Source organism: Pantoea allii, from assembly GCF_046529425.1.
GTDB classification, from domain to species: domain Bacteria; phylum Pseudomonadota; class Gammaproteobacteria; order Enterobacterales; family Enterobacteriaceae; genus Pantoea; species Pantoea allii.
Genome location: NZ_CP125958.1, coordinates 218,477 through 238,741, shown reverse-complemented (window position 1 = coordinate 238,741; position 20,265 = coordinate 218,477). Strand labels below are relative to the sequence as shown.

The 20,265-nt window shown below is 52.9% G+C and carries 13 protein-coding genes, 4 tRNA genes, 3 rRNA genes and 1 riboswitch; of the genes, 3 read left to right on the top strand and 17 right to left on the bottom strand.

All coding sequences use genetic code 11. The annotated features are described in order from the left end of the window. Positions 1-11 precede the first annotated feature (11 nt). A complete protein-coding gene (locus QNH99_RS01100; protein ID WP_063877652.1) occupies positions 12-350 on the bottom strand; it encodes a DUF413 domain-containing protein in 339 nt (112 codons plus the stop codon). A 121-nt stretch (positions 351-471) separates the two neighbouring features. Here QNH99_RS01100 and hdfR point away from each other — a divergent pair, with 121 nt between their 5' ends. Next, entirely contained in the window at positions 472-1,296 is an 825-nt protein-coding gene (gene hdfR, locus QNH99_RS01095) for an HTH-type transcriptional regulator HdfR (protein WP_410517204.1), read from the top strand. A gap of 108 nt (positions 1,297-1,404) precedes the next feature. On the opposite strand, the gene QNH99_RS01090 is transcribed toward hdfR, so the two are convergent. The 9 genes from QNH99_RS01090 to btuB all read right to left on the bottom strand — a co-directional run bounded on the left by QNH99_RS01090 (position 1,405) and on the right by btuB (position 10,363). Beyond that, positions 1,405-1,480 (bottom strand) — tRNA-Trp (locus QNH99_RS01090). Positions 1,481-1,488: 8 nt separating this feature from the next. After that, positions 1,489-1,565: transfer RNA gene (locus QNH99_RS01085), tRNA-Asp, on the bottom strand. A 234-nt stretch (positions 1,566-1,799) separates the two neighbouring features. After that, positions 1,800-1,915 (bottom strand): 5S ribosomal RNA (gene rrf, locus QNH99_RS01080). A 208-nt stretch (positions 1,916-2,123) separates the two neighbouring features. Next, positions 2,124-5,029: ribosomal RNA gene (locus tag QNH99_RS01075) — 23S ribosomal RNA — on the bottom strand. 346 nt (positions 5,030-5,375) lie between these two features. Continuing rightward, positions 5,376-5,451: transfer RNA gene (locus QNH99_RS01070), tRNA-Ala, on the bottom strand. A 141-nt stretch (positions 5,452-5,592) separates the two neighbouring features. Continuing rightward, positions 5,593-5,669, bottom strand: a tRNA-Ile gene (locus QNH99_RS01065). A 73-nt stretch (positions 5,670-5,742) separates the two neighbouring features. After that, positions 5,743-7,284: ribosomal RNA gene (locus QNH99_RS01060) — 16S ribosomal RNA — on the bottom strand. The 16S, 23S and 5S rRNA genes sit together here with 4 tRNA genes alongside, the layout of an rRNA operon. Before the next feature lie 396 nt (positions 7,285-7,680). Beyond that, complete coding sequence (gene murI / locus QNH99_RS01055) at positions 7,681-8,532, bottom strand: glutamate racemase (RefSeq protein ID WP_063877655.1); 852 nt, start codon at positions 8,530-8,532, stop codon at positions 7,681-7,683. Continuing rightward, positions 8,477-10,363 (bottom strand): TonB-dependent vitamin B12 receptor BtuB, encoded by a 1,887-nt coding sequence (gene btuB, locus QNH99_RS01050; RefSeq protein WP_241568459.1) that lies wholly within the window; start codon positions 10,361-10,363, stop codon positions 8,477-8,479. The genes murI and btuB overlap by 56 nt, the downstream gene beginning before the upstream one ends. 65 nt (positions 10,364-10,428) lie before the next feature. Further along, positions 10,429-10,612: riboswitch (cobalamin riboswitch) on the bottom strand. 121 nt (positions 10,613-10,733) lie between these two features. Here btuB and trmA point away from each other — a divergent pair. After that, a complete protein-coding gene (gene trmA / locus QNH99_RS01045) occupies positions 10,734-11,837 on the top strand; it encodes a tRNA (uridine(54)-C5)-methyltransferase TrmA (RefSeq protein WP_241568460.1) in 1,104 nt (367 codons plus the stop codon). Between the two features lie 34 nt (positions 11,838-11,871). Here the strand turns inward: trmA and QNH99_RS01040 are convergent, their stop codons facing one another. Then, positions 11,872-12,225: a YijD family membrane protein gene (locus QNH99_RS01040; RefSeq protein ID WP_063877658.1), complete on the bottom strand. Its 354-nt coding sequence runs from the start codon at positions 12,223-12,225 to the stop codon at positions 11,872-11,874. 14 nt (positions 12,226-12,239) lie between these two features. Continuing rightward, positions 12,240-12,887, bottom strand: coding sequence for an HTH-type transcriptional repressor FabR (gene fabR, locus QNH99_RS01035; RefSeq protein ID WP_063877659.1), 648 nt, complete (start codon positions 12,885-12,887; stop codon positions 12,240-12,242). 193 nt (positions 12,888-13,080) lie between these two features. On the opposite strand from fabR, the gene sthA reads away from it, so the two are divergent. After that, positions 13,081-14,481, top strand: a complete 1,401-nt coding sequence (gene sthA / locus QNH99_RS01030; protein WP_096011088.1) for a Si-specific NAD(P)(+) transhydrogenase — start codon at positions 13,081-13,083, stop codon at positions 14,479-14,481. On the opposite strand, the gene oxyR is transcribed toward sthA, so the two are convergent. The 5 genes from oxyR to argC all read right to left on the bottom strand — a co-directional run bounded on the left by oxyR (position 14,464) and on the right by argC (position 20,238). After that, entirely contained in the window at positions 14,464-15,381 is a 918-nt protein-coding gene (oxyR, locus tag QNH99_RS01025) for a DNA-binding transcriptional regulator OxyR (protein ID WP_063877661.1), read from the bottom strand. The two genes, sthA and oxyR, sit on opposite strands and share 18 nt — an antisense overlap. 356 nt (positions 15,382-15,737) lie before the next feature. Further along, positions 15,738-17,111 carry an argininosuccinate lyase gene (argH, locus tag QNH99_RS01020; protein ID WP_410517203.1) on the bottom strand — a complete coding sequence of 458 codons (1,374 nt, stop codon included), beginning with the start codon at positions 17,109-17,111 and terminating at the stop codon, positions 15,738-15,740. A gap of 89 nt (positions 17,112-17,200) precedes the next feature. Next, on the bottom strand, positions 17,201-18,418 hold the full coding sequence (locus tag QNH99_RS01015; protein ID WP_063877663.1) for an argininosuccinate synthase: 1,218 nt from the start codon (positions 18,416-18,418) through the stop codon (positions 17,201-17,203). Positions 18,419-18,442: 24 nt separating this feature from the next. Next, complete coding sequence (argB, locus tag QNH99_RS01010; RefSeq protein ID WP_063877664.1) at positions 18,443-19,219, bottom strand: acetylglutamate kinase; 777 nt, start codon at positions 19,217-19,219, stop codon at positions 18,443-18,445. A 14-nt stretch (positions 19,220-19,233) separates the two neighbouring features. Beyond that, positions 19,234-20,238, bottom strand: coding sequence for an N-acetyl-gamma-glutamyl-phosphate reductase (gene argC, locus QNH99_RS01005; RefSeq protein WP_063877665.1), 1,005 nt, complete (start codon positions 20,236-20,238; stop codon positions 19,234-19,236). Between the last annotated feature and the right edge of the window lie 27 nt (positions 20,239-20,265).

Below are 20,265 nucleotides of genomic sequence, written 5' to 3'. Positions count from 1 at the left end.
GCCCCTTCTCATCAATCGTCGCTTTCGGTGTAGTCTTCAACGGTGTCCATCTGTGGCTTACCGCCTGACAGCGTGTGAAAACGCTTAGGACGCTTGATACGTGTCATGTATTTGGACCATACACGTTCTGCTTCCGTTTGCGGCTCACGCACGCCACGACAAACCTCAATGAACAAACGTTCTTCTTCTGTCGTCGGCTCGCGTTTAGCAAGATCCAACTCATTAAAAGCAACACCGTGGCGTTCAAGTAGCTGTGCTTCTTTAATCGTAAAGTCACCATGACGCGAAAAACCGCGTGGGTAATGTTTGTTATCAAAGAAACGATTTTCCGTTGAGAAGCTTTCCGCCATGTTACACGCTCCTGTTTCTCTTATGGCCGTGCGATTTATGGCGCGGAGTATTAGATAGGCTTGACAGAGTGTAAAACAAAACATTTAAATCTATACGACAAACAAATTTTGGGAGAACGATGTGGATACGGAATTACTGAAAACTTTCCTGGAAGTGAGCAGAACTCGCCATTTCGGGCGCGCTGCAGAAGGACTTTACTTAACGCAGTCTGCTGTCAGTTTTCGCATCCGCCAGTTAGAAAACCAGCTAGGGGTTAATCTTTTTACCCGACATCGCAACAATATACGTCTGACTTCTGCAGGAGAGCGCCTGCTGCCCTATGCCGAAAGTCTGATGAATACATGGCTGATGGCCAAGAAAGAAGTGTCACATACGCAGCAGCACCATGAGCTGTCTATCGGTGCCAGTGCCTCGCTATGGGAGGCCTACTTAACACCCTGGCTTAAGACGCTCTATGAGAACCGTGAGAGCCTGCATCTGGAAGCGCGTGTGGCACAGCGTCATTTGTTGGTTAAGCAGCTACACGAGCGTCAGCTGGACTTATTGATTACGACTGAAGCACCGAAGATGGATGAATTAACCAGCCAGCAGATCGGTCATATTTCACTGGCGCTTTTTCGCTCACGGCAGACAGAAAAGCGTGAGAAATATGACTACATTAAAGTGGAATGGGGAGCAGACTTTCATCAGCATCAAAGCTATCTCTCCGGCGGAGATGATGTACCGGTGTTAACAACGACATCAGCGCAGGTTACGCGGGAATTGTTGCATACCACGGGAGCCTGCGCGTTCCTGCCCGATTTCTGGCAAAGCCTGCACAGCGATCTGATGGTGATGCCTGATACTTCTGTCGCAGTGCGACCCCTTTATGCGGTGTGGCTACAAAACAGCGATCAGCAAACGTACATTCGTCAGTTGCTAAAGTTTCCTGTCGTGCCGAACTAAGGGTATGAGGGAAAGAGGATTAAGCCAGTATCTGCTGGCTGATTTTCTTTTTTAGTTTTCTTCAGGCAAAAAAAAATCCTTTGCCGAAGCAAAGGATTTTTCTCTTTCTGGCAGGGGCGGAGGGACTCGAACCCCCAACACCCGGTTTTGGAGACCGGTGCTCTACCAATTGAACTACGCCCCTAAAAAGGGTGGCGGAACGGACGGGGCTCGAACCCGCGACCCCCTGCGTGACAGGCAGGTATTCTAACCAACTGAACTACCGCTCCACCGATTCTGTACTGACGTCAGAAAAACGTTCTGATATCAGGTGTTTCGCCCTTCCGCGTCACCGGTAAGGTCACGACCAGCGTACTGGTCTTAATTTGATGCCTGGCAGTTGATGAATCACGCGGTGATTCACCCTTCGGGCCGCTGCTCTGCAGCGTTCAAAAGCATTCGCTTTTGTCCTACTCTTCAGAGTAGAGAACTGCCCGAAGTAACGTGCAGGTTTTCAATTTGATGCCTGGCAGTTCCCTACTCTCGCATGGGGAGACCCCACACTACCATCGGCGCTACGGCGTTTCACTTCTGAGTTCGGCATGGGGTCAGGTGGGACCACCGCGCTACAGCCGCCAGGCAAATTCTTTGTGCCCGAAACGACTCTTTTACGCCATGAACGCGTTGCATTCGCTCTGCCGCACCGGTCACATACTTCAGTATGCTCCCGCTGACGTCATCGCTCTGCGCCTTCTCATGCCGCAAAATCTGTCGTTTCCGCAAATTCTTTTCCGGTAAACAATGCTGAAAATTCAATCGTCTCTCAACCAAAACGCCTCTGGCGTTGTAAGGTTAAGCCTCACGGGTCATTAGTACCGGTAAGCTCAACGCATCGCTGCGCTTACACACCCGGCCTATCAACGTCGTCGTCTTCAACGTCCCTTCAGGACCCTTAAAGGGTCAGGGAGAACTCATCTCGGGGCAAGTTTCGTGCTTAGATGCTTTCAGCACTTATCTTTTCCGCACTTAGCTACCGGGCAGTGCCACTGGCGTGACAACCCGGACACCAGCGGTGCGTTCACTCCGGTCCTCTCGTACTAGGAGCAACCCCCCTCAATTCTCCAGCGCCCACGGCAGATAGGGACCGAACTGTCTCACGACGTTCTAAACCCAGCTCGCGTACCACTTTAAACGGCGAACAGCCGTACCCTTGGGACCTACTTCAGCCCCAGGATGTGATGAGCCGACATCGAGGTGCCAAACACCGCCGTCGATATGAACTCTTGGGCGGTATCAGCCTGTTATCCCCGGAGTACCTTTTATCCGTTGAGCGATGGCCCTTCCATTCAGAACCACCGGATCACTATGACCTGCTTTCGCACCTGCTCGAGCCGTCACTCTCGCAGTCAAGCTGGCTTATGCCATTGCACTAACCTCCTGATGTCCGACCAGGATTAGCCAACCTTCGTGCTCCTCCGTTACTCTTTAGGAGGAGACCGCCCCAGTCAAACTACCCACCAGACACTGTCCGCAGCCCGGATTACGGGCCTACGTTAGAACACCAAACATTAAAGGGTGGTATTTCAAGGTCGGCTCCACGCAGACTGGCGTCCACGCTTCAAAGCCTCCCACCTATCCTACACATCAAGGCTCAGTGTTCAGTGTCAAGCTGTAGTAAAGGTTCACGGGGTCTTTCCGTCTTGCCGCGGGTACACTGCATCTTCACAGCGATTTCAATTTCACTGAGTCTCGGGTGGAGACAGCCTGGCCATCATTACGCCATTCGTGCAGGTCGGAACTTACCCGACAAGGAATTTCGCTACCTTAGGACCGTTATAGTTACGGCCGCCGTTTACCGGGGCTTCGATCAAGAGCTTCAGCTTGCGCTTAACCCCATCAATTAACCTTCCGGCACCGGGCAGGCGTCACACCGTATACGTCCACTTTCGTGTTTGCACAGTGCTGTGTTTTTAATAAACAGTTGCAGCCAGCTGGTATCTTCGACTGCCTTCGGCTCCGTCAGCAAGTGACTTCACCTGGTGGCAGCGTGCCTTCTCCCGAAGTTACGGCACCATTTTGCCTAGTTCCTTCACCCGAGTTCTCTCAAGCGCCTTGGTATTCTCTACCTGACCACCTGTGTCGGTTTGGGGTACGATTTTGTGTTACCTGATGCTTAGAGGCTTTTCCTGGAAGCAGGGCATTTATCACTTCAGCACCGTAGTGCCTCGTCGTCACGCCTCAGTGTAAAGTGAACCGGATTTGCCTGGAACACACACCTACACGCTTAAACCGGGACAACCGTCGCCCGGCTGATATAGCCTTCTCCGTCCCCCCTTCGCAGTAACACCAAGTACAGGAATATTAACCTGTTTCCCATCGACTACGCCTTTCGGCCTCGCCTTAGGGGTCGACTCACCCTGCTCCGATTAACGTTGAACAGGAACCCTTGGTCTTCCGGCGACAAGGTTTTTCACCTTGTTTATCGTTACTTATGTCAGCATTCGCACTTCTGATACCTCCAGCATGCCTCACAGCACACCTTCAACGGCTTACAGAACGCTCCCCTACCCAACAACACATAGTGTCGCTGCCGCAGCTTCGGTGCATGGTTTAGCCCCGTTACATCTTCCGCGCAGGCCGACTCGACCAGTGAGCTATTACGCTTTCTTTAAATGATGGCTGCTTCTAAGCCAACATCCTGGCTGTCTGTGCCTTCCCACATCGTTTCCCACTTAACCATGACTTTGGGACCTTAGCTGGCGGTCTGGGTTGTTTCCCTCTTCACGACGGACGTTAGCACCCGCCGTGTGTCTCCCGTGATAACATTCTCCGGTATTCGCAGTTTGCATCGGGTTGGTAAGCCGGGATGGCCCCCTAGCCGAAACAGTGCTCTACCCCCGGAGATGAGTTCACGAGGCGCTACCTAAATAGCTTTCGGGGAGAACCAGCTATCTCCCGGTTTGATTGGCCTTTCACCCCCAGCCACAGGTCATCCGCTAATTTTTCAACATTAGTCGGTTCGGTCCTCCAGTTAGTGTTACCCAACCTTCAACCTGCCCATGGCTAGATCACCGGGTTTCGGGTCTATACCCTGCAACTTAACGCCCAGTTAAGACTCGGTTTCCCTGCGGCTCCCCTATACGGTTAACCTTGCTACAGAATATAAGTCGCTGACCCATTATACAAAAGGTACGCAGTCACCCCCATAAAGAAGGCTCCCACTGCTTGTACGTACACGGTTTCAGGTTCTGTTTCACTCCCCTCGCCGGGGTTCTTTTCGCCTTTCCCTCACGGTACTGGTTCACTATCGGTCAGTCAGGAGTATTTAGCCTTGGAGGATGGTCCCCCCATATTCAGACAGGATACCACGTGTCCCGCCTTACTCATCGAACTCACAACCTGTGCACCTTTGTGTACGGGAGTATCACCCTGTACCCTGCGACTTTCCAGACGCTTCCACTGATGCACAAGCTGATGATGGTTCTGGGCTCCTCCCCGTTCGCTCGCCGCTACTGGGGGAATCTCGGTTGATTTCTTTTCCTCGGGGTACTTAGATGTTTCAGTTCCCCCGGTTCGCCTCATACAGCTATGTATTCACTGTATGATAGTGTGACGAGTCACACTGGGTTTCCCCATTCGGGTATCGCCGGTTGTTGCGGTTCATATCACCTTACCGGCGCTTATCGCAGATTAGCACGCCCTTCATCGCCTCTGACTGCCAGGGCATCCACCGTGTACGCTTAGTCGCTTAACCTCACAACCCACAGGCGTTTATCTGTATTACCGTAACGGCTGCGCGTAAAGAATGCGTCGTTGCGCGGTGCTCGCCATGCTCACGTACTTCAGTACGTTCCGCTGGCTGCGCGCCGACGCGCCTTGCTTTCTTCACTGCTCGCGCGCTACTGCATAACAGTTAGCTTGTAAGCTGTAAGCTTTTGAGAGACTCGAACACACGTCATCATTCTTTATTACGGAAGAATGCGACCATGTGTCGTTTCAAATTTTCAGCTTGTTCCGGATTGTTAAAGAGCATAATACTTCGCAGCACACCGTTGCCGGTACGCTCTGAAGTATTTTTCAGAAATACAGTAATATCAGTATGGTGGAGCTAAGCGGGATCGAACCGCTGACCTCCTGCGTGCAAGGCAGGCGCTCTCCCAGCTGAGCTATAGCCCCATACAGTTACTGCAGAGACCACTACTACCACTCAACCGAGTACACTTCATGAGAAATGTAATTCGTGCTCAGGCAAGGCATGTTTTCGCGAAGCATAGTGAACTATGCGAGCCGGAAACATAACGCAGCATGAGACGAATTTGGTAGGCCTGAGTGGACTTGAACCACCGACCTCACCCTTATCAGGGGTGCGCTCTAACCACCTGAGCTACAAGCCTGTAGAGGTTTTTTCTGCTCGTTACTTTCTATCAGACAATCTGTGTGAGCACTTCGCGGGAAGGTATCTTCAGGTAAGGAGGTGATCCAACCGCAGGTTCCCCTACGGTTACCTTGTTACGACTTCACCCCAGTCATGAATCACAAAGTGGTAAGCGCCCTCCCGGAGGTTAAGCTACCTACTTCTTTTGCAACCCACTCCCATGGTGTGACGGGCGGTGTGTACAAGGCCCGGGAACGTATTCACCGTGGCATTCTGATCCACGATTACTAGCGATTCCGACTTCACGGAGTCGAGTTGCAGACTCCGATCCGGACTACGACGCACTTTATGAGGTCCGCTTGCTCTCGCGAGGTCGCTTCTCTTTGTATGCGCCATTGTAGCACGTGTGTAGCCCTACTCGTAAGGGCCATGATGACTTGACGTCATCCCCACCTTCCTCCGGTTTATCACCGGCAGTCTCCTTTGAGTTCCCGACCGAATCGCTGGCAACAAAGGATAAGGGTTGCGCTCGTTGCGGGACTTAACCCAACATTTCACAACACGAGCTGACGACAGCCATGCAGCACCTGTCTCACGGTTCCCGAAGGCACTAAGGCATCTCTGCCGAATTCCGTGGATGTCAAGAGTAGGTAAGGTTCTTCGCGTTGCATCGAATTAAACCACATGCTCCACCGCTTGTGCGGGCCCCCGTCAATTCATTTGAGTTTTAACCTTGCGGCCGTACTCCCCAGGCGGTCGACTTAACGCGTTAGCTCCGGAAGCCACTCCTCAAGGGAACAACCTCCAAGTCGACATCGTTTACGGCGTGGACTACCAGGGTATCTAATCCTGTTTGCTCCCCACGCTTTCGCACCTGAGCGTCAGTCTTCGTCCAGGGGGCCGCCTTCGCCACCGGTATTCCTCCAGATCTCTACGCATTTCACCGCTACACCTGGAATTCTACCCCCCTCTACGAGACTCAAGCCTGCCAGTTTCAAATGCAGTTCCCAGGTTAAGCCCGGGGATTTCACATCTGACTTAACAGACCGCCTGCGTGCGCTTTACGCCCAGTAATTCCGATTAACGCTTGCACCCTCCGTATTACCGCGGCTGCTGGCACGGAGTTAGCCGGTGCTTCTTCTGCGGGTAACGTCAATCACTGCGGTTATTAACCACAATGCCTTCCTCCCCGCTGAAAGTACTTTACAACCCGAAGGCCTTCTTCATACACGCGGCATGGCTGCATCAGGCTTGCGCCCATTGTGCAATATTCCCCACTGCTGCCTCCCGTAGGAGTCTGGACCGTGTCTCAGTTCCAGTGTGGCTGGTCATCCTCTCAGACCAGCTAGGGATCGTCGCCTAGGTGGGCCGTTACCCCGCCTACTAGCTAATCCCATCTGGGTTCATCCGATAGTGAGAGGCCCGAAGGTCCCCCTCTTTGGTCTTGCGACGTTATGCGGTATTAGCCACCGTTTCCAGTGGTTATCCCCCTCTATCGGGCAGATCCCCAGACATTACTCACCCGTCCGCCACTCGTCACCCGAGGAGCAAGCTCCTCTGTGCTACCGTCCGACTTGCATGTGTTAGGCCTGCCGCCAGCGTTCAATCTGAGCCATGATCAAACTCTTCAATTTAAGTTTGATTTGCTGAAACCAGTTCAGCGGTGCTCATCTGTAAAACGTCATAATGAATTTCATTATGTGTTCACTCGTGAGACTTGATATTTTTTACGTCCGAGGACGCTGATATCAATCCTGCGAGTGCCCACACAGATTGTCTGATAAATTGTTAAAGAGCAGTGCCACACTTCTCTGTGGCGCGGGCTGCATATATTACGCTTTCCGCTTTATCAGTCAAGCACTTATTTTTGCTTAACTGACCGGTTCGAATCGTTCTGAACCCTACTTAACCCGGCGCTTCGTATTCCGTTGTGCCGTGTCAGTGGAGGCGCATTATAGGGAGTTCTTTTCGGCTGACAAGGGCTAATTTCAATTAATTTTCCGAGTGCTGTTTTTTTCAGCGAAAAGCCGCTAAAGCGCCAGTTTTTCAAGCAATGGGAAGCCATAACGCTGCAAAACCGGTGATAATTGTACGGCCTCACCATCAAGCTCGGTACAAAACGCCACGTTTTGCTGTGACGATCGGACTTCAGGTGCTTCATTTTCCAGTAACCAGGCCGTACGTCTGGCAATGGCTGCCCCGGAATCAATTAAACGCGTGCCTTCCGGCAGGATGTGCTGCAGCTCATCGCGCAGTAAAGGAAAGTGCGTGCATCCTAATACCACCGTGTCCGGCGGCTCGGCCATGCGTAACCAGGGTTGCACGATGCGCCTGACTTCATCCAGCGACACATCATTACCATGGAGCTTGGCCTCGGCAAGCTCAACCAGTTCGGCTGAACCCAGCATTTCAATCTTGCAGGTGCTGGCAAACTGCGACACCAGTTCATGCGTGTACGAACGCCGAACCGTCGCGCGGGTTGCAAGCAGCCCCACCACACCATTACGCGTAAGACGTGCTGCAGGTTTAATAGCCGGAACAACACCAACGACCGGGAAGGCAAAGCGCTCACGTAATGCGGGCAAGGTTACGGTGCTGGCGGTATTACAGGCGATGATGACCAGGGAAATGGGATGGCGGCGAGTAATGGCATCAACAATCGCGACCACACGTTCGACAATAAAGGTCTCGGTTTTTTCTCCATAAGGAAAACCGGCATTATCGAACGCATAAAGATAATGCAGGTTCGGCAGTAACTGCCGAACCTCATCATAGACAGAAAGCCCCCCTACGCCGGAGTCAAACACCAGCACAGTAGGACGCAGGTCAGAAGCTGTAGCTTCCGTTGAGGTAATACTCTCTTCCTGGAGTCTGATAGCCATACGCTGTCTCGTAATCTTTATCGAACAGGTTGGCGATTCTACCACGAACGGTCAGATGTGATGTGACCGGATACGATACCGCGAGATCAACTGTGCTGTAACTCGGTAAACGACGTTGCTCGCTTGCGTACTGGCTGGTGTTATTGTCATAACGCTTGCCAAAATACTGGTAAATGACATCAATATCAGCTTCATAAACCGTGATGCCTAACTGATATTTCATCTGTTGGCGAGCACGGCGAGCCAGGACTTCGTCATCGGCATCCCGCCGGGCATCAAGGTAGCCTAAGGTTATTTGATGGTGCAGGAAGCCAGTATCGAAGTCAGCCGTTGCTTCGATACCTTTTAGCGTGACCGCTTTTTGATTGAAATAGCCGCCCTGGAATGTCACCGGATCTGAAGCATAGTCAATCAAGTCCGTGACGCTATTACGATAAGCCGCAACGCGCCAGTTAACCGGTCCGCTTAACCCTTCAAGCGCGGCTTCCCACTGCTTTGACTTCTCTGGCTGGAGATCGGGATTAGCGCTAATGCCAAAATGTTTTTGGCCATACAGCTGACCCAGAGTGGGTGCCTGGAAGCCTGTACCGTAGGAGAGCGAAGCCTTGTAGCCTGGCACAAATTCCCATCCCGCCGCCGTTTGCCAGGTACCATGACGACCATAATCCTGGTTATCGTCTCCCCGTAAAGCGCCTTCAAGGGTAACCGTGCCCAACTGCTGCTGCGTCGTCAGATAAGCGCCGGTGTTATCTTGCTTATAGCTGTCCGTATCTCTGGGTTGACCAGAAAAAAGCTGCCCGACCGAACTCAACGTTTGACGCTGCCAGTCCAGGCCAGCACTTACAGTGCCATAACCTATCGCGAAAGCGTTCCCCCACTGCAGGTTACGCTGCTCCATATCATCCAGCGTATTAGAATCTGCGTAACGTCCGTCAGCACCGACATAGTTATAAATTTTGTACTTTTGGTCACTGGCCACCAGCTGTGATGAATAATCACCTTTATTGAAGCGCAAGCCGGTATCGAAGGAATGGTTATAAATTTGCTGCTCATCCGTTCCGCCTGGAAAACCGGCATCGTAGTCAGCATTCGCAGCGTAACCATAACCCCGAAAGAAGCCGGAAAACAGGTCATTAAACGTGTGCTCAACACCTGCCCAGAAAGCGTTGTTGCGCCAGCCATCACGATCGCGATCAGTTGGCGATGTTGAATCTGGCTGAATATTATAGCCATTTGTCGCCTGGTAAGACCCTGCGACGGTAAGGCGAGTTTGATCGGTCACATTCTGGTTTACGCTTCCGCTGTACTCCTGGTATCCCTTCGAACCCATCCCTGCTGAAAGTTCATTATGATTCTCTGGATTTTGGGTAATGACGTTAACCACACCGCCAATGGCATCCGCACCGTATACTGACGATCGTGGCCCACGAATAAACTCCACGCGCTGGATAATGGAGACCGGAATCTGATTGAAGTCTGCCACCCCTGTGATGCCAGGCTTAGCAAAAGGGACGCCATCAACCAGAATCAATGTCTGGCGGGCTTCGGAGCCGCGCACATACATTGAAGCGCTCTGCCCAATACCACCACTTTGCGCGATATCAACGCCCGGCAGGCGACGAAGGACCTCGACAAGGTTTTTCGCTTGCCACAGTTCAATCTCATCCCGTGTCACCACTGAGGTAGACGCCAGCACCGACGAAACCGGTTGTTGAAAACGGTTGGCGGTCACGATTTGCGTATCATCACTTCCCTGCGCAACACCGTTTTGCGCCCAGAGGGAAATCGCCGTTGCGCTGAAGGCAAACAGCGAGGCTTTTGTTTTACTCATTTTTATCGCATCCAAAAGAAAAAGGATGCCGCAGGCATACAATCGATAGCACGCGATGACTGTACGAGTGGCGACGTCACACCGGCAGGTCTTCGGGCTGGGAACCATAGCAGGTGATGACTTCCCATCCCGCAGGACAGTGTCTGCAATTGCAATCACCCTGACATTCCTTACCGCTGCGCGTCAGCTCCAGATTCACACTGGATTCCCTATTAACTCAAGGCTGAGGCCGGTGCCAGCAGTCTACGAAGAGCGCATGGGCAAGTCCAGACCTCCACACATCGTATCTTTGTGCCAGCGCACAAGACTGGACATCGGCAGGTGAATGCCTACAATCGCCCGGCAAGTAAGCTCTTAACCAGGATTAAACATGACACCCGAACATCTCCCTGTTGAACAGTATGACGCGCAGCTGGCGGAAAAAGTCAGTCGGTTAGAAACGATGATGACGCCGTACGCTGCGCCCGCCGTGGAGGTGTTTCGTTCACCCGTCAGTCACTACCGCATGCGTGCAGAATTCCGTATCTGGCACGATGGCGATGACCTCTACCACATTATCTTCGATCAGGAGACTAAGCAGCGCATACGCGTCGATCAGTTTCCTGCTGCCAGTGCATTGATCAACCTGGTGATGCCAAAGATGATGGCGGCCATGCGGGATAACCGTCTGCTGCGCCACAAGCTGTTTCAGATCGACTATCTGTCCACGATGAGTGATCAAATCGTGATTTCCCTGCTCTACCATCGCAAGCTGGATGATGAGTGGCAGCAGGCCGCCAGCACATTACGCGATCAATTACGGGCTGAAGGTATAGATGTCCAGCTGATTGGCCGCGCGACCAAGACCAAAATCTGTCTCGATCGGGATTATGTGGATGAGCGGCTGCCCGTGGCCGGTAAAGAGATGATTTATCGTCAGGTAGAAAACAGCTTTACTCAACCCAACGCCGCCATGAACATTCAAATGCTGGAATGGGCACTGGACGTCACCACGGGTTCTCGCGGGGATTTACTGGAGCTCTACTGTGGGAATGGCAACTTCTCGCTGGCGCTGGCCAGAAATTTTCGTCGCGTCCTGGCAACGGAAATCGCCAAACCTTCAGTGGCTTCCGCACAATATAATATTGCGGCGAACCAGATTGATAACGTCCAGATTATTCGAATGGCGGCCGAAGAGTTTACGCAGGCGATGAACGGGGTGCGCAGCTTCAACCGGCTGGAAGGGATCGACCTGAACAGCTATGACTGCGAGACGATCTTTGTCGATCCGCCGCGCAGTGGGCTGGATGACGAAACCGTTAAGATGGTGCAGGCTTACCCCGCCATCCTCTACATTTCCTGCAATCCGCAAACCCTGTGTGACAATCTGCTGGTGCTGGCGCAAACGCATGATGTGACACGGCTGGCGCTGTTCGACCAGTTCCCGTACACCCATCATATGGAATGCGGCGTGCTGCTGACGCGTAAAGCGTAAAAAAACGGGAACCTGATGGTTCCCGTTTTCGTTATTACCGATTGCGGTTGCGCTTGTAACGCAGGGCAATCCAGAACACCAGCCCGACCATCAGGATGGTCGGGATAAAATTAGAACCGATTTCCGGGTATTCAGCCCTGACCAGCGCGCTATACACCAGAATGCCCAGCAGGAAAAAAGCGGCTGCCAGGCCTGGTACGCCATCCGGCATGCTTTTGTTCAGATAGCGCTGATGCAGGCACCAGGCCGACAGCCCCAGCGCAATCAGTGGGAAAATAGAAAAAGGGACAAAAGCACTAAACAGCACGGAGAACGAGCCGTTCATAGCAAGGCCGGTAATAAAAGCCAGCAACATCGTGCCTTTATCACGGGAGCTTGGGTGGGTCATGTCGGGGTCCTTATTCATAACTCTTCAGGTTTATCCAGGGTTACCGCCAGGCGTTCTTGCTCCCGGCGATACCAGTAATAAGCGCCTTTGGCGATCATACGTAACTGCAGTACCAAACGATCTTCCAGCTTACGTCGCTGTTCAATATCGATGTCCACCGCTTCGGCACCCGCGCTGAAAACGATAGTGACCATCGCTTCAGCCTGCGCTTCGGTAAAACTGCGCGGCATGCGATTTTCGACCTCAAGATAATCAGCCAGTTCAGCAATAAAATGTTGAATTTCACGTGCCACGGCCGCGCGAAAGGCAGCAGAGGTTCCGGAACGCTCACGCAGCAGCAAACGAAACGCGTTAGGGTTATTCTCAATGAACTCCATGAACGTCGCGATGGAGGTTTTAATGATGCTGCCGCCTTTGGCGATACGCTGGCGCGCCTGGCGCATCAGCTGGCGCAACATCAGCCCACTTTCGTCGACCATCGTCAGACCCAGCTCATCAACATCTTTAAAATGCCGATAAAAAGAGGTGGGTGCGATACCGGCTTCACGGGCGACCTCACGTAAACTCAGGCTGGCAAAACTGCGTTCGGCGCTGAGCTGGCTGAAAGCAGCTTCGATGAGTGTACGCCGTGTACGTTCTTTTTGTTGCGCTCTGACGCCCATTCTGTCTGCCTTGTGAGGTTCTGAAACAGCACTATAACAAAATATTCAGCGTACAGTCGGGCAAACTTTGTGACGGCTTGTTAAACACCACTGAAAGGCAAAACGTGATGAAAATCGCTGTTAGAATTTAGAAGTGCGCGGCGAGATGTTAGAATCTCGTTGTAAAAATGTATAAATAATAGGACGTATCGGTATGCAAAAGTCTTACGATTACGATGTCATAGTGATTGGCTCAGGACCGGGCGGCGAAGGTGCGGCGATGGGACTGGTCAAGCAAGGCGCACGCATCGCGGTTATCGAACGCTATCACAACATTGGCGGTGGCTGTACTCACTGGGGAACCATCCCCTCAAAAGCCCTCCGTCACGCCGTTAGCCGCATCATCGAATTCAACCAGAATCCCCTCTACAGCGACCATACCCGACTGCTTCGCTCATCCTTTGCCGATATCCTCAATCACACAGAAAGCGTGATCAGCCAGCAAACGGCGATGCGTCAGGGCTTTTATGAGCGCAACCGCTGTGAACTTTTTCAGGGCGATGCCCACTTTGTTGATGCCAATACTGTTGAGGTGGAACATCACGACGGGACACGCGAAAAACTGACCGCCGAGAAATTTATTATTGCCTGCGGTTCACGCCCTTATCATCCCCATGACGTCGACTTTACGCATCCACGCATTTACGACTCCGATTCGATTCTCAACCTGCATCATGAACCCGGCCACGTCATTATTTATGGCGCTGGCGTGATTGGCTGCGAATATGCGTCAATTTTCCGTGGGCTCAACGTCAAAGTCGATCTGATTAACACCCGTGACCGTTTGCTGGCGTTTCTTGATCAGGAGATGTCCGATTCGCTGTCTTATCACTTCTGGAACAGCGGTGTGGTGATTCGTCACAACGAAGAGTTTGAGAAGATTGAAGGCGTTGATGACGGTGTGATCATGCACCTTAAATCGGGCAAGAAAGTGAAAGCGGATTGCCTGCTTTACGCGAACGGTCGTACCGGTAATACCGACTCACTGTCGCTGGACAATGTCGGTCTGGAAGCGGACGGACGTGGCCTGCTGAAAGTGAACAGCATGTACCAGACAGCACAGCCGCACATCTATGCAGTGGGCGATGTGATTGGTTATCCAAGCCTGGCGTCAGCCGCTTACGATCAGGGCCGTATTGCCGCGCAGGCGATCATGAAAGGTGAAGCCTCGGCGCATCTGATAGAAGACATCCCGACCGGTATTTATACCATTCCGGAAATCAGCTCTGTAGGTAAAACCGAGCAGCAGTTGACCGCGATGAAAGTCCCCTACGAAGTCGGTCGGGCACAGTTCAAGCATCTGGCGCGTGCGCAAATCGTCGGGATGAATGTGGGCAGCCTGAAGATTCTGTTCCATCGTGACACCAAAGAAATCTTAGGGATTCACTGCTTTGGGGAACGTGCGGCGGAGATCATTCACATCGGCCAGGCGATTATGGAGCAAAAAAATGGTGGCAACACAATTGAGTACTTTGTGAATACCACCTTTAACTATCCGACTATGGCCGAAGCCTACCGCGTTGCTGCATTAAACGGCTTAAACCGCCTGTTTTAACGTCGTGTCGAAATAGCCTTGCATGTGCGTTCGGATTGCCTCTGCCAGTTGTTCATAACGACTGCGCAGGGGTGAACCGGGACGGTACACCAGCGCGATAGTACGTTGTGGTACTGGCTTGTAACACGGCAGGTAACAGACACCGTCGCGAATGCGCTGCTGGGGCACGGCTAATGCTGGCAGTAGCGTAATCCCACTTCCCGCCGCGACCATATTGCGCAATGTTTCCAGACTGGTGGCACGAAAATGCGTATCTTCGTCCGCGCCCGCTTCAAAGCAAAAGCCCATCGCCTGATCGCGCAGGCAGTGACCGTCTTCCAGCATCAGTAGTTTTTCGCCGGCCAGATCGGACATCGGTACGCGGTCACGATCACGCCATGGATGATCCTCATAGACCGCCAGCTTCATCGGCTCATCAAACAGCGGAACTTCAATAAAGGCTTCGCTCTCTTTGACCAGCGCCAGAATCGCGCAATCCAGTTTACCGCTGTCGAGTTGAGCCAGCAGCTGCTGCGTTTGCGCTTCATGCAGATACATTTCCAGCTTTGGAAAGGTCTGATGCAGCATAGGAATGATTTGCGGGAGCAAATAAGGGCCGGTCGTGGGGATAAGCCCAATATGCAGTGGCCCTGACATCGCTTCACCTTGCTGACTGGCCATCTCTTTCAGCACTTTGACTTCACGCAGAACGGTACGTGCCTGGTCGACCAGCAACAGGCCAGCCTGAGTAAACAGCACTTTGCGGCTGGTGCGTTCCAGCAGCATGACACCTAATTCGTCTTCTAATTTACGGATCTGTCCGCTCAACGTGGGCTGACTGACATGGCAGGCATCCGCAGCACGTCGGAAATGACGATGTTCAGCAAGCGAAACCAGATATTCAAGATCACGGATATTCATTATTACCCTCCATTCCACGATAGCTCGTGGCGATAGATAGAATAGCAACCAACGATTGGCCCTATCAAGAGCGGATGGGAATAATGCCCATATCAATTCAGATTCATTGCCACCCAGGGAAATGTTTTCTGAACGTTGAAAACGGTGTTTCTCCTGTTTTCAACTGTCGTGAGCCCTTCGCCAAAAAAAAGACGAGAAGCGCTGTCAGGCTTCCCTAAAACGCGTAGAGGGTACACGTTACGAATCTGAGCATCGGCCGGGAGCGCTGCGGCTCTGATGATGTGCCTAAAATAAAAGTAGTTTCTGAAGCTAGAGGTTGGCGGGCATTTGATGCCCGCTCTTTTTTTGCCTGCCGTTTACGCTAAGCGTGTTTTAGCATCCGCGATAGCACGGGCAACCTGTTCGGGCGAAACGCCACCCTGCGCATTACGCTTATCCAGACAGGATTTTAGGGCCAGAACAGGATAGACATCGTCCTCTATCACGCTACTGAACTGCTTTAACTGCGCCAGCGTCAGTGCTTCCAGTGCTACGCCCTGCTTAATTGCCTCAACGACCGTTTCACCCACAATATGGTGCGCCTCACGGAACGGCACGCCTTTGGCAACGAGGTAGTCAGCCAGCTCGGTTGAGTTAGCGTAGCCCTGCTCTGCCGCTTCCTGGCAGCGAGGACGTTTCACCTGCAGGCCATCCAGGACAAGAACCGACATATGCAGGCAGTCCAGCCAGGTATCCAGCGCATCAAAGAGCCCTTCTTTGTCTTCCTGCATGTCTTTATTGTAGGCGAGCGGCAGACCTTTCAGCGTCATCATCATTCCGGTTAATGCGCCCTGAACACGGCCACACTTGCCGCGGATCAGCTCCAGCGCATCGGGATTTTTCTTCTGTGGCATCAGGGATGAACCTGAGGTGACTTTATCCGCGAGTTCGATAAAGCCAGCTTCACCCGTATTGAAGAAAATCATGTCTTCCGCAAAGCGCGACAGATGTACCATACTGATTGACGCATCAGAGAGCAGCTCCAGAACATGGTCGCGATCGGACACCGTATCCAGGCTGTTACGGGTGGCAGAGGCAAAGCCTAACCAGCCAGCTAACTGCTCACGGTCAATATCATAAGCGGTTCCGGCCAGCGCGCCACAACCCAGCGGACTGACGTCAAGACGCTTTAGCGTATCCTGCAAACGGCTTTCATCGCGCGCCAGCATTTCAACATAGGCGAGGCACCAGTGAGCAAAGGTCACCGGCTGCGCACGCTGCAGATGCGTATAGCCCGGCATCACCGCATCCTGGTTCACTTCCGCGGTGGCCACCAGCGCCTGCTGCAGTTCACGCGTAGCGCCCAATAACGCGGCAACCTGCTCTTTACACCACAGTTTCAGGTCAGTCGCCACCTGGTCATTACGACTCCGACCGGTATGCAGTTTTTTGCCTAACGCGCCGACTTTATCGATCAACTGGCCTTCAACCCAGCTGTGAATATCTTCGGCATCGCTTTGCAGAATTTGCTCAGGATTAGCACGTACTTCTTCCAGTAACGCGTTGAGCGCCGCTTCCAGCTGCTGCTGCTCATCACGGGTCAGTACGTTGACGGTCACCAGCGCTTTGGACCAGGCCACAGAGCCAATGATGTCCTGCTCAGCCAGGCGATAATCAAAGCGCAGCGAGTCGTTGAACTGTTTGAAACGTTGATCTGCTGCCTGGGTAAAGCGTCCACCCCAAAGTGCCATGTGAATCTCCTTCAAGTCGTTAAACCAGGGGCGGCATAATAGCCGCCCCTGATGTCATACCGAGAGGCGAGGCGATCCTCGCCTGCTTATTACTTCTTCTGCTCGTTCAGTGCGCGGATGCGTGAAGAGAGCGAGAACAGACGGATAAAGCCGCCTGCATGACGATGATCGTACACTTCATCTTCGCCGAAGGTCGCGAACTCTTCAGAATACAGGCTGTTGGCTGAACGTTTCTGGGTCGCGGTAGCCTGGCCTTTGTAGAGTTGCAGTACCACTTCGCCGTTCACCTCTTCTGCCAACGACTCTGCCGCCGCCTGAATAGACTTACGCAGCGGTGCAAACCAGCGACCATCGTAAACCACATACGACATTTCATGGCCCAACTGCTCACGCCATTTAAAGCTGTCACGATCCAGAACCAGCTGTTCAACCGCACGCAGCGCGTTAACCATAATGGTGCCGCCCGGGGTTTCGTAACAGCCGCGTGATTTAATGCCCACCAGACGGTTCTCAACGATATCAATACGACCCACACCGTGTTTAGCGCCCAACACGTTCAGTTTTTCCAGGCACTGGAACGGACTCAGTTTCTCGCCGTTCACCGCGACTACGCGGCCTTTTTCAACGGTCACGGTCACGTCTTCTGGCTGATCGGGGGCTTCCAGTGGATCAACGGTCCAGACCCAGCAATCTTTGTTTGGTGCATTAGACGGGCTTTCCAGCACGCCACCTTCGGTAGAAATATGCCAGGCGTTTTCATCACGGCTGTAGATTTTTTCCAGCGAGGCGGTGGTAGGGATATTGCGTTCTTTCAGATAATCCAGCAGCGCTTCACGTGAACGCAGGTTCCACTCACGCCATGGCGCAACGACTTTCAGCTGGGGGGCCAGTGCGGTATAGGTGGTTTCAAAACGGACCTGGTCATTGCCTTTACCGGTCGCACCGTGGCACAGGGCATCCGCACCCACTTTCAGCGCCAGCTCAACCTGCGCTTTAGCGATGATAGGACGCGCCATTGAGGTGCCCAGCAGGTAAGTTCCTTCATACAGCGCACCGGTCTGCAGCACCGGATAAACGTACTCGCTGATAAACTCTTCACGCAGATCAACAACGTGACATTCTGATGCACCCGACTGCAGCGCTTTCTTCTCAACGCCTTCCAGATCGCTACGTTCCTGACCAATATCAGCCACGAACGCGACCACTTCACAGCCGCCATAGTTTTCTTTCAGCCATGGAATAATGGCGGAAGTATCCAGACCACCAGAGTAAGCCAGAACGATTTTTTTGATGTTTTGCGTTTGCATTTCGTAATCCTTGAATCTGAGTCGTTAAGCGAGAATCCGGGTGCCAATGGACACACCGTTGAAAAGGTCAGGCAGTTGCTCGGCATGACGCCAACTGGCGATATCGACCGGGCGGCCCAGTGTGCGCGCAGCATCCAGCGCGGCGTTCACTTTCACAATCATGCCATCGGTAATGATGCCCTGCGCAATCAGCTGCTCTGCTTTGTCAGCGGTCATTTCTTCAATGCGCTGGCCTTTACCGTCAAGAATGCCACTGACATCCGATAACAAGACTAAATCAGCACCCAGCGTAGATGCCAGCGCCGTTGCGGCCTGATCGGCATTGACGTTCATTAACTGGCCGTCATCGGTGATGCCGATTGAGCTGACCACAGGCATATATCCCGCAGCCAGCAGCGTGTTGACCAACGCAGGATTACCCGGTGTGGCATGACCGACATGACCCAGCGCTTCATCCAGCTGCGTCACATTCACCAGGCCCGCATCACCCAGGCAAAGGCCAACCGCATGAATGCCATATTTTTTTGCCCATGCCAGCAGGGTTTTGTTTGCCGTACCCGCCAGCGCACCGGTAATGATGTCAATCTGGTCGGCAGGCGTCACGCGTAAGCCGTTCTTTTTTTGCACTGGCAGCGCCAGTTTTTTCATCAGTTCATCGACCAGGCAGCCGCCGCCGTGAACGACGATCAGTGGGCGCTGATGCGCTGAGCGATAGGCCAGCAACGCGTCAAATAAACGGGCCAGCGCTTCTTCGCTGTCTAACAGCACGCCGCCCAGCTTGATAATCAATGGATTGGTCATGGTTTACTCGTCCGTTAAATCAGTGACTGCGTTTCAGGGAAACCGAAACGAATATTAAGGCACTGCACCGCCTGGGAGGCCGCCCCTTTGAGCAGGTTATCTTCTGCAGCCACGACAATCAGATGTTCGCCCTGAACGGCAAAACCGATATCGCAGTACGGCAGTCCGACCACTGCCTTCAGTGCCGGCACGCCCTGTTCGTAAACGCGTACCAGCGGCTTATCGTGGTAGGCATTGTGAAAAGCTTCAGCCACATCATCACGGCTTACACCAGCCTTCAAACGGCAGGTGACCGTCGCCAGAATCCCACGCGGGAAACTGCCCAAATGCGGCGTAAAAATCACCGGTGTGCCCAGGTGCGCCACAATTTCAGGATAATGACGATGATTAAAAATACCGTAAGGTTGCAGGCTGACTTCGCAGAAGCTGGTGCCGATGTTGGCTTTACGTCCCGCACCACTCACGCCGCTGGTGGCGTTAATCACCGGCCACTGCGCGTCATTCAGCAAACCCGCATCTAACACGGGCTTCAGCGCCAGCTGGGAGGCGGTTGGGTAGCAGCCCGGAACGGCCACCAGCTGGGCTTCTTTGATTTTTTCCTGCTGAAACTCTGCAAGGCCGTAAACGGCTTTATCCAGCCAGTCACCATGCTGGTGAGTGAAGCCATAAAACTGCGTGTAAAAGTCGCCATCGTTGACGCGAAACGCGCCTGACAGATCGAACACCACACAGCCAGCTTTGAGAAATTCAGGGGCCAGATCGTGACTGACTTCGTGGGCGGTCGCCAGAAACACCACATCCACTTTGTCTGCCCATTCGGCGGCATTGCTCAACGGCTGCAGTGGCAAATCCACCACGCCTTTCAGCTGTGGATGAAGATCAGACAGGCGCTTACCCGCATCGGGACTTTGCGCAGACACCGCCAAAGCGGTTATGTTGATATGTGGATGGCGATTAAGGAAGGTGGCAAGCTCTACGCCAGCATAACCACTGGCACCAACGATCAGCGTATTCAACATCAGGCTGTATACCTTTATTACAGTCAC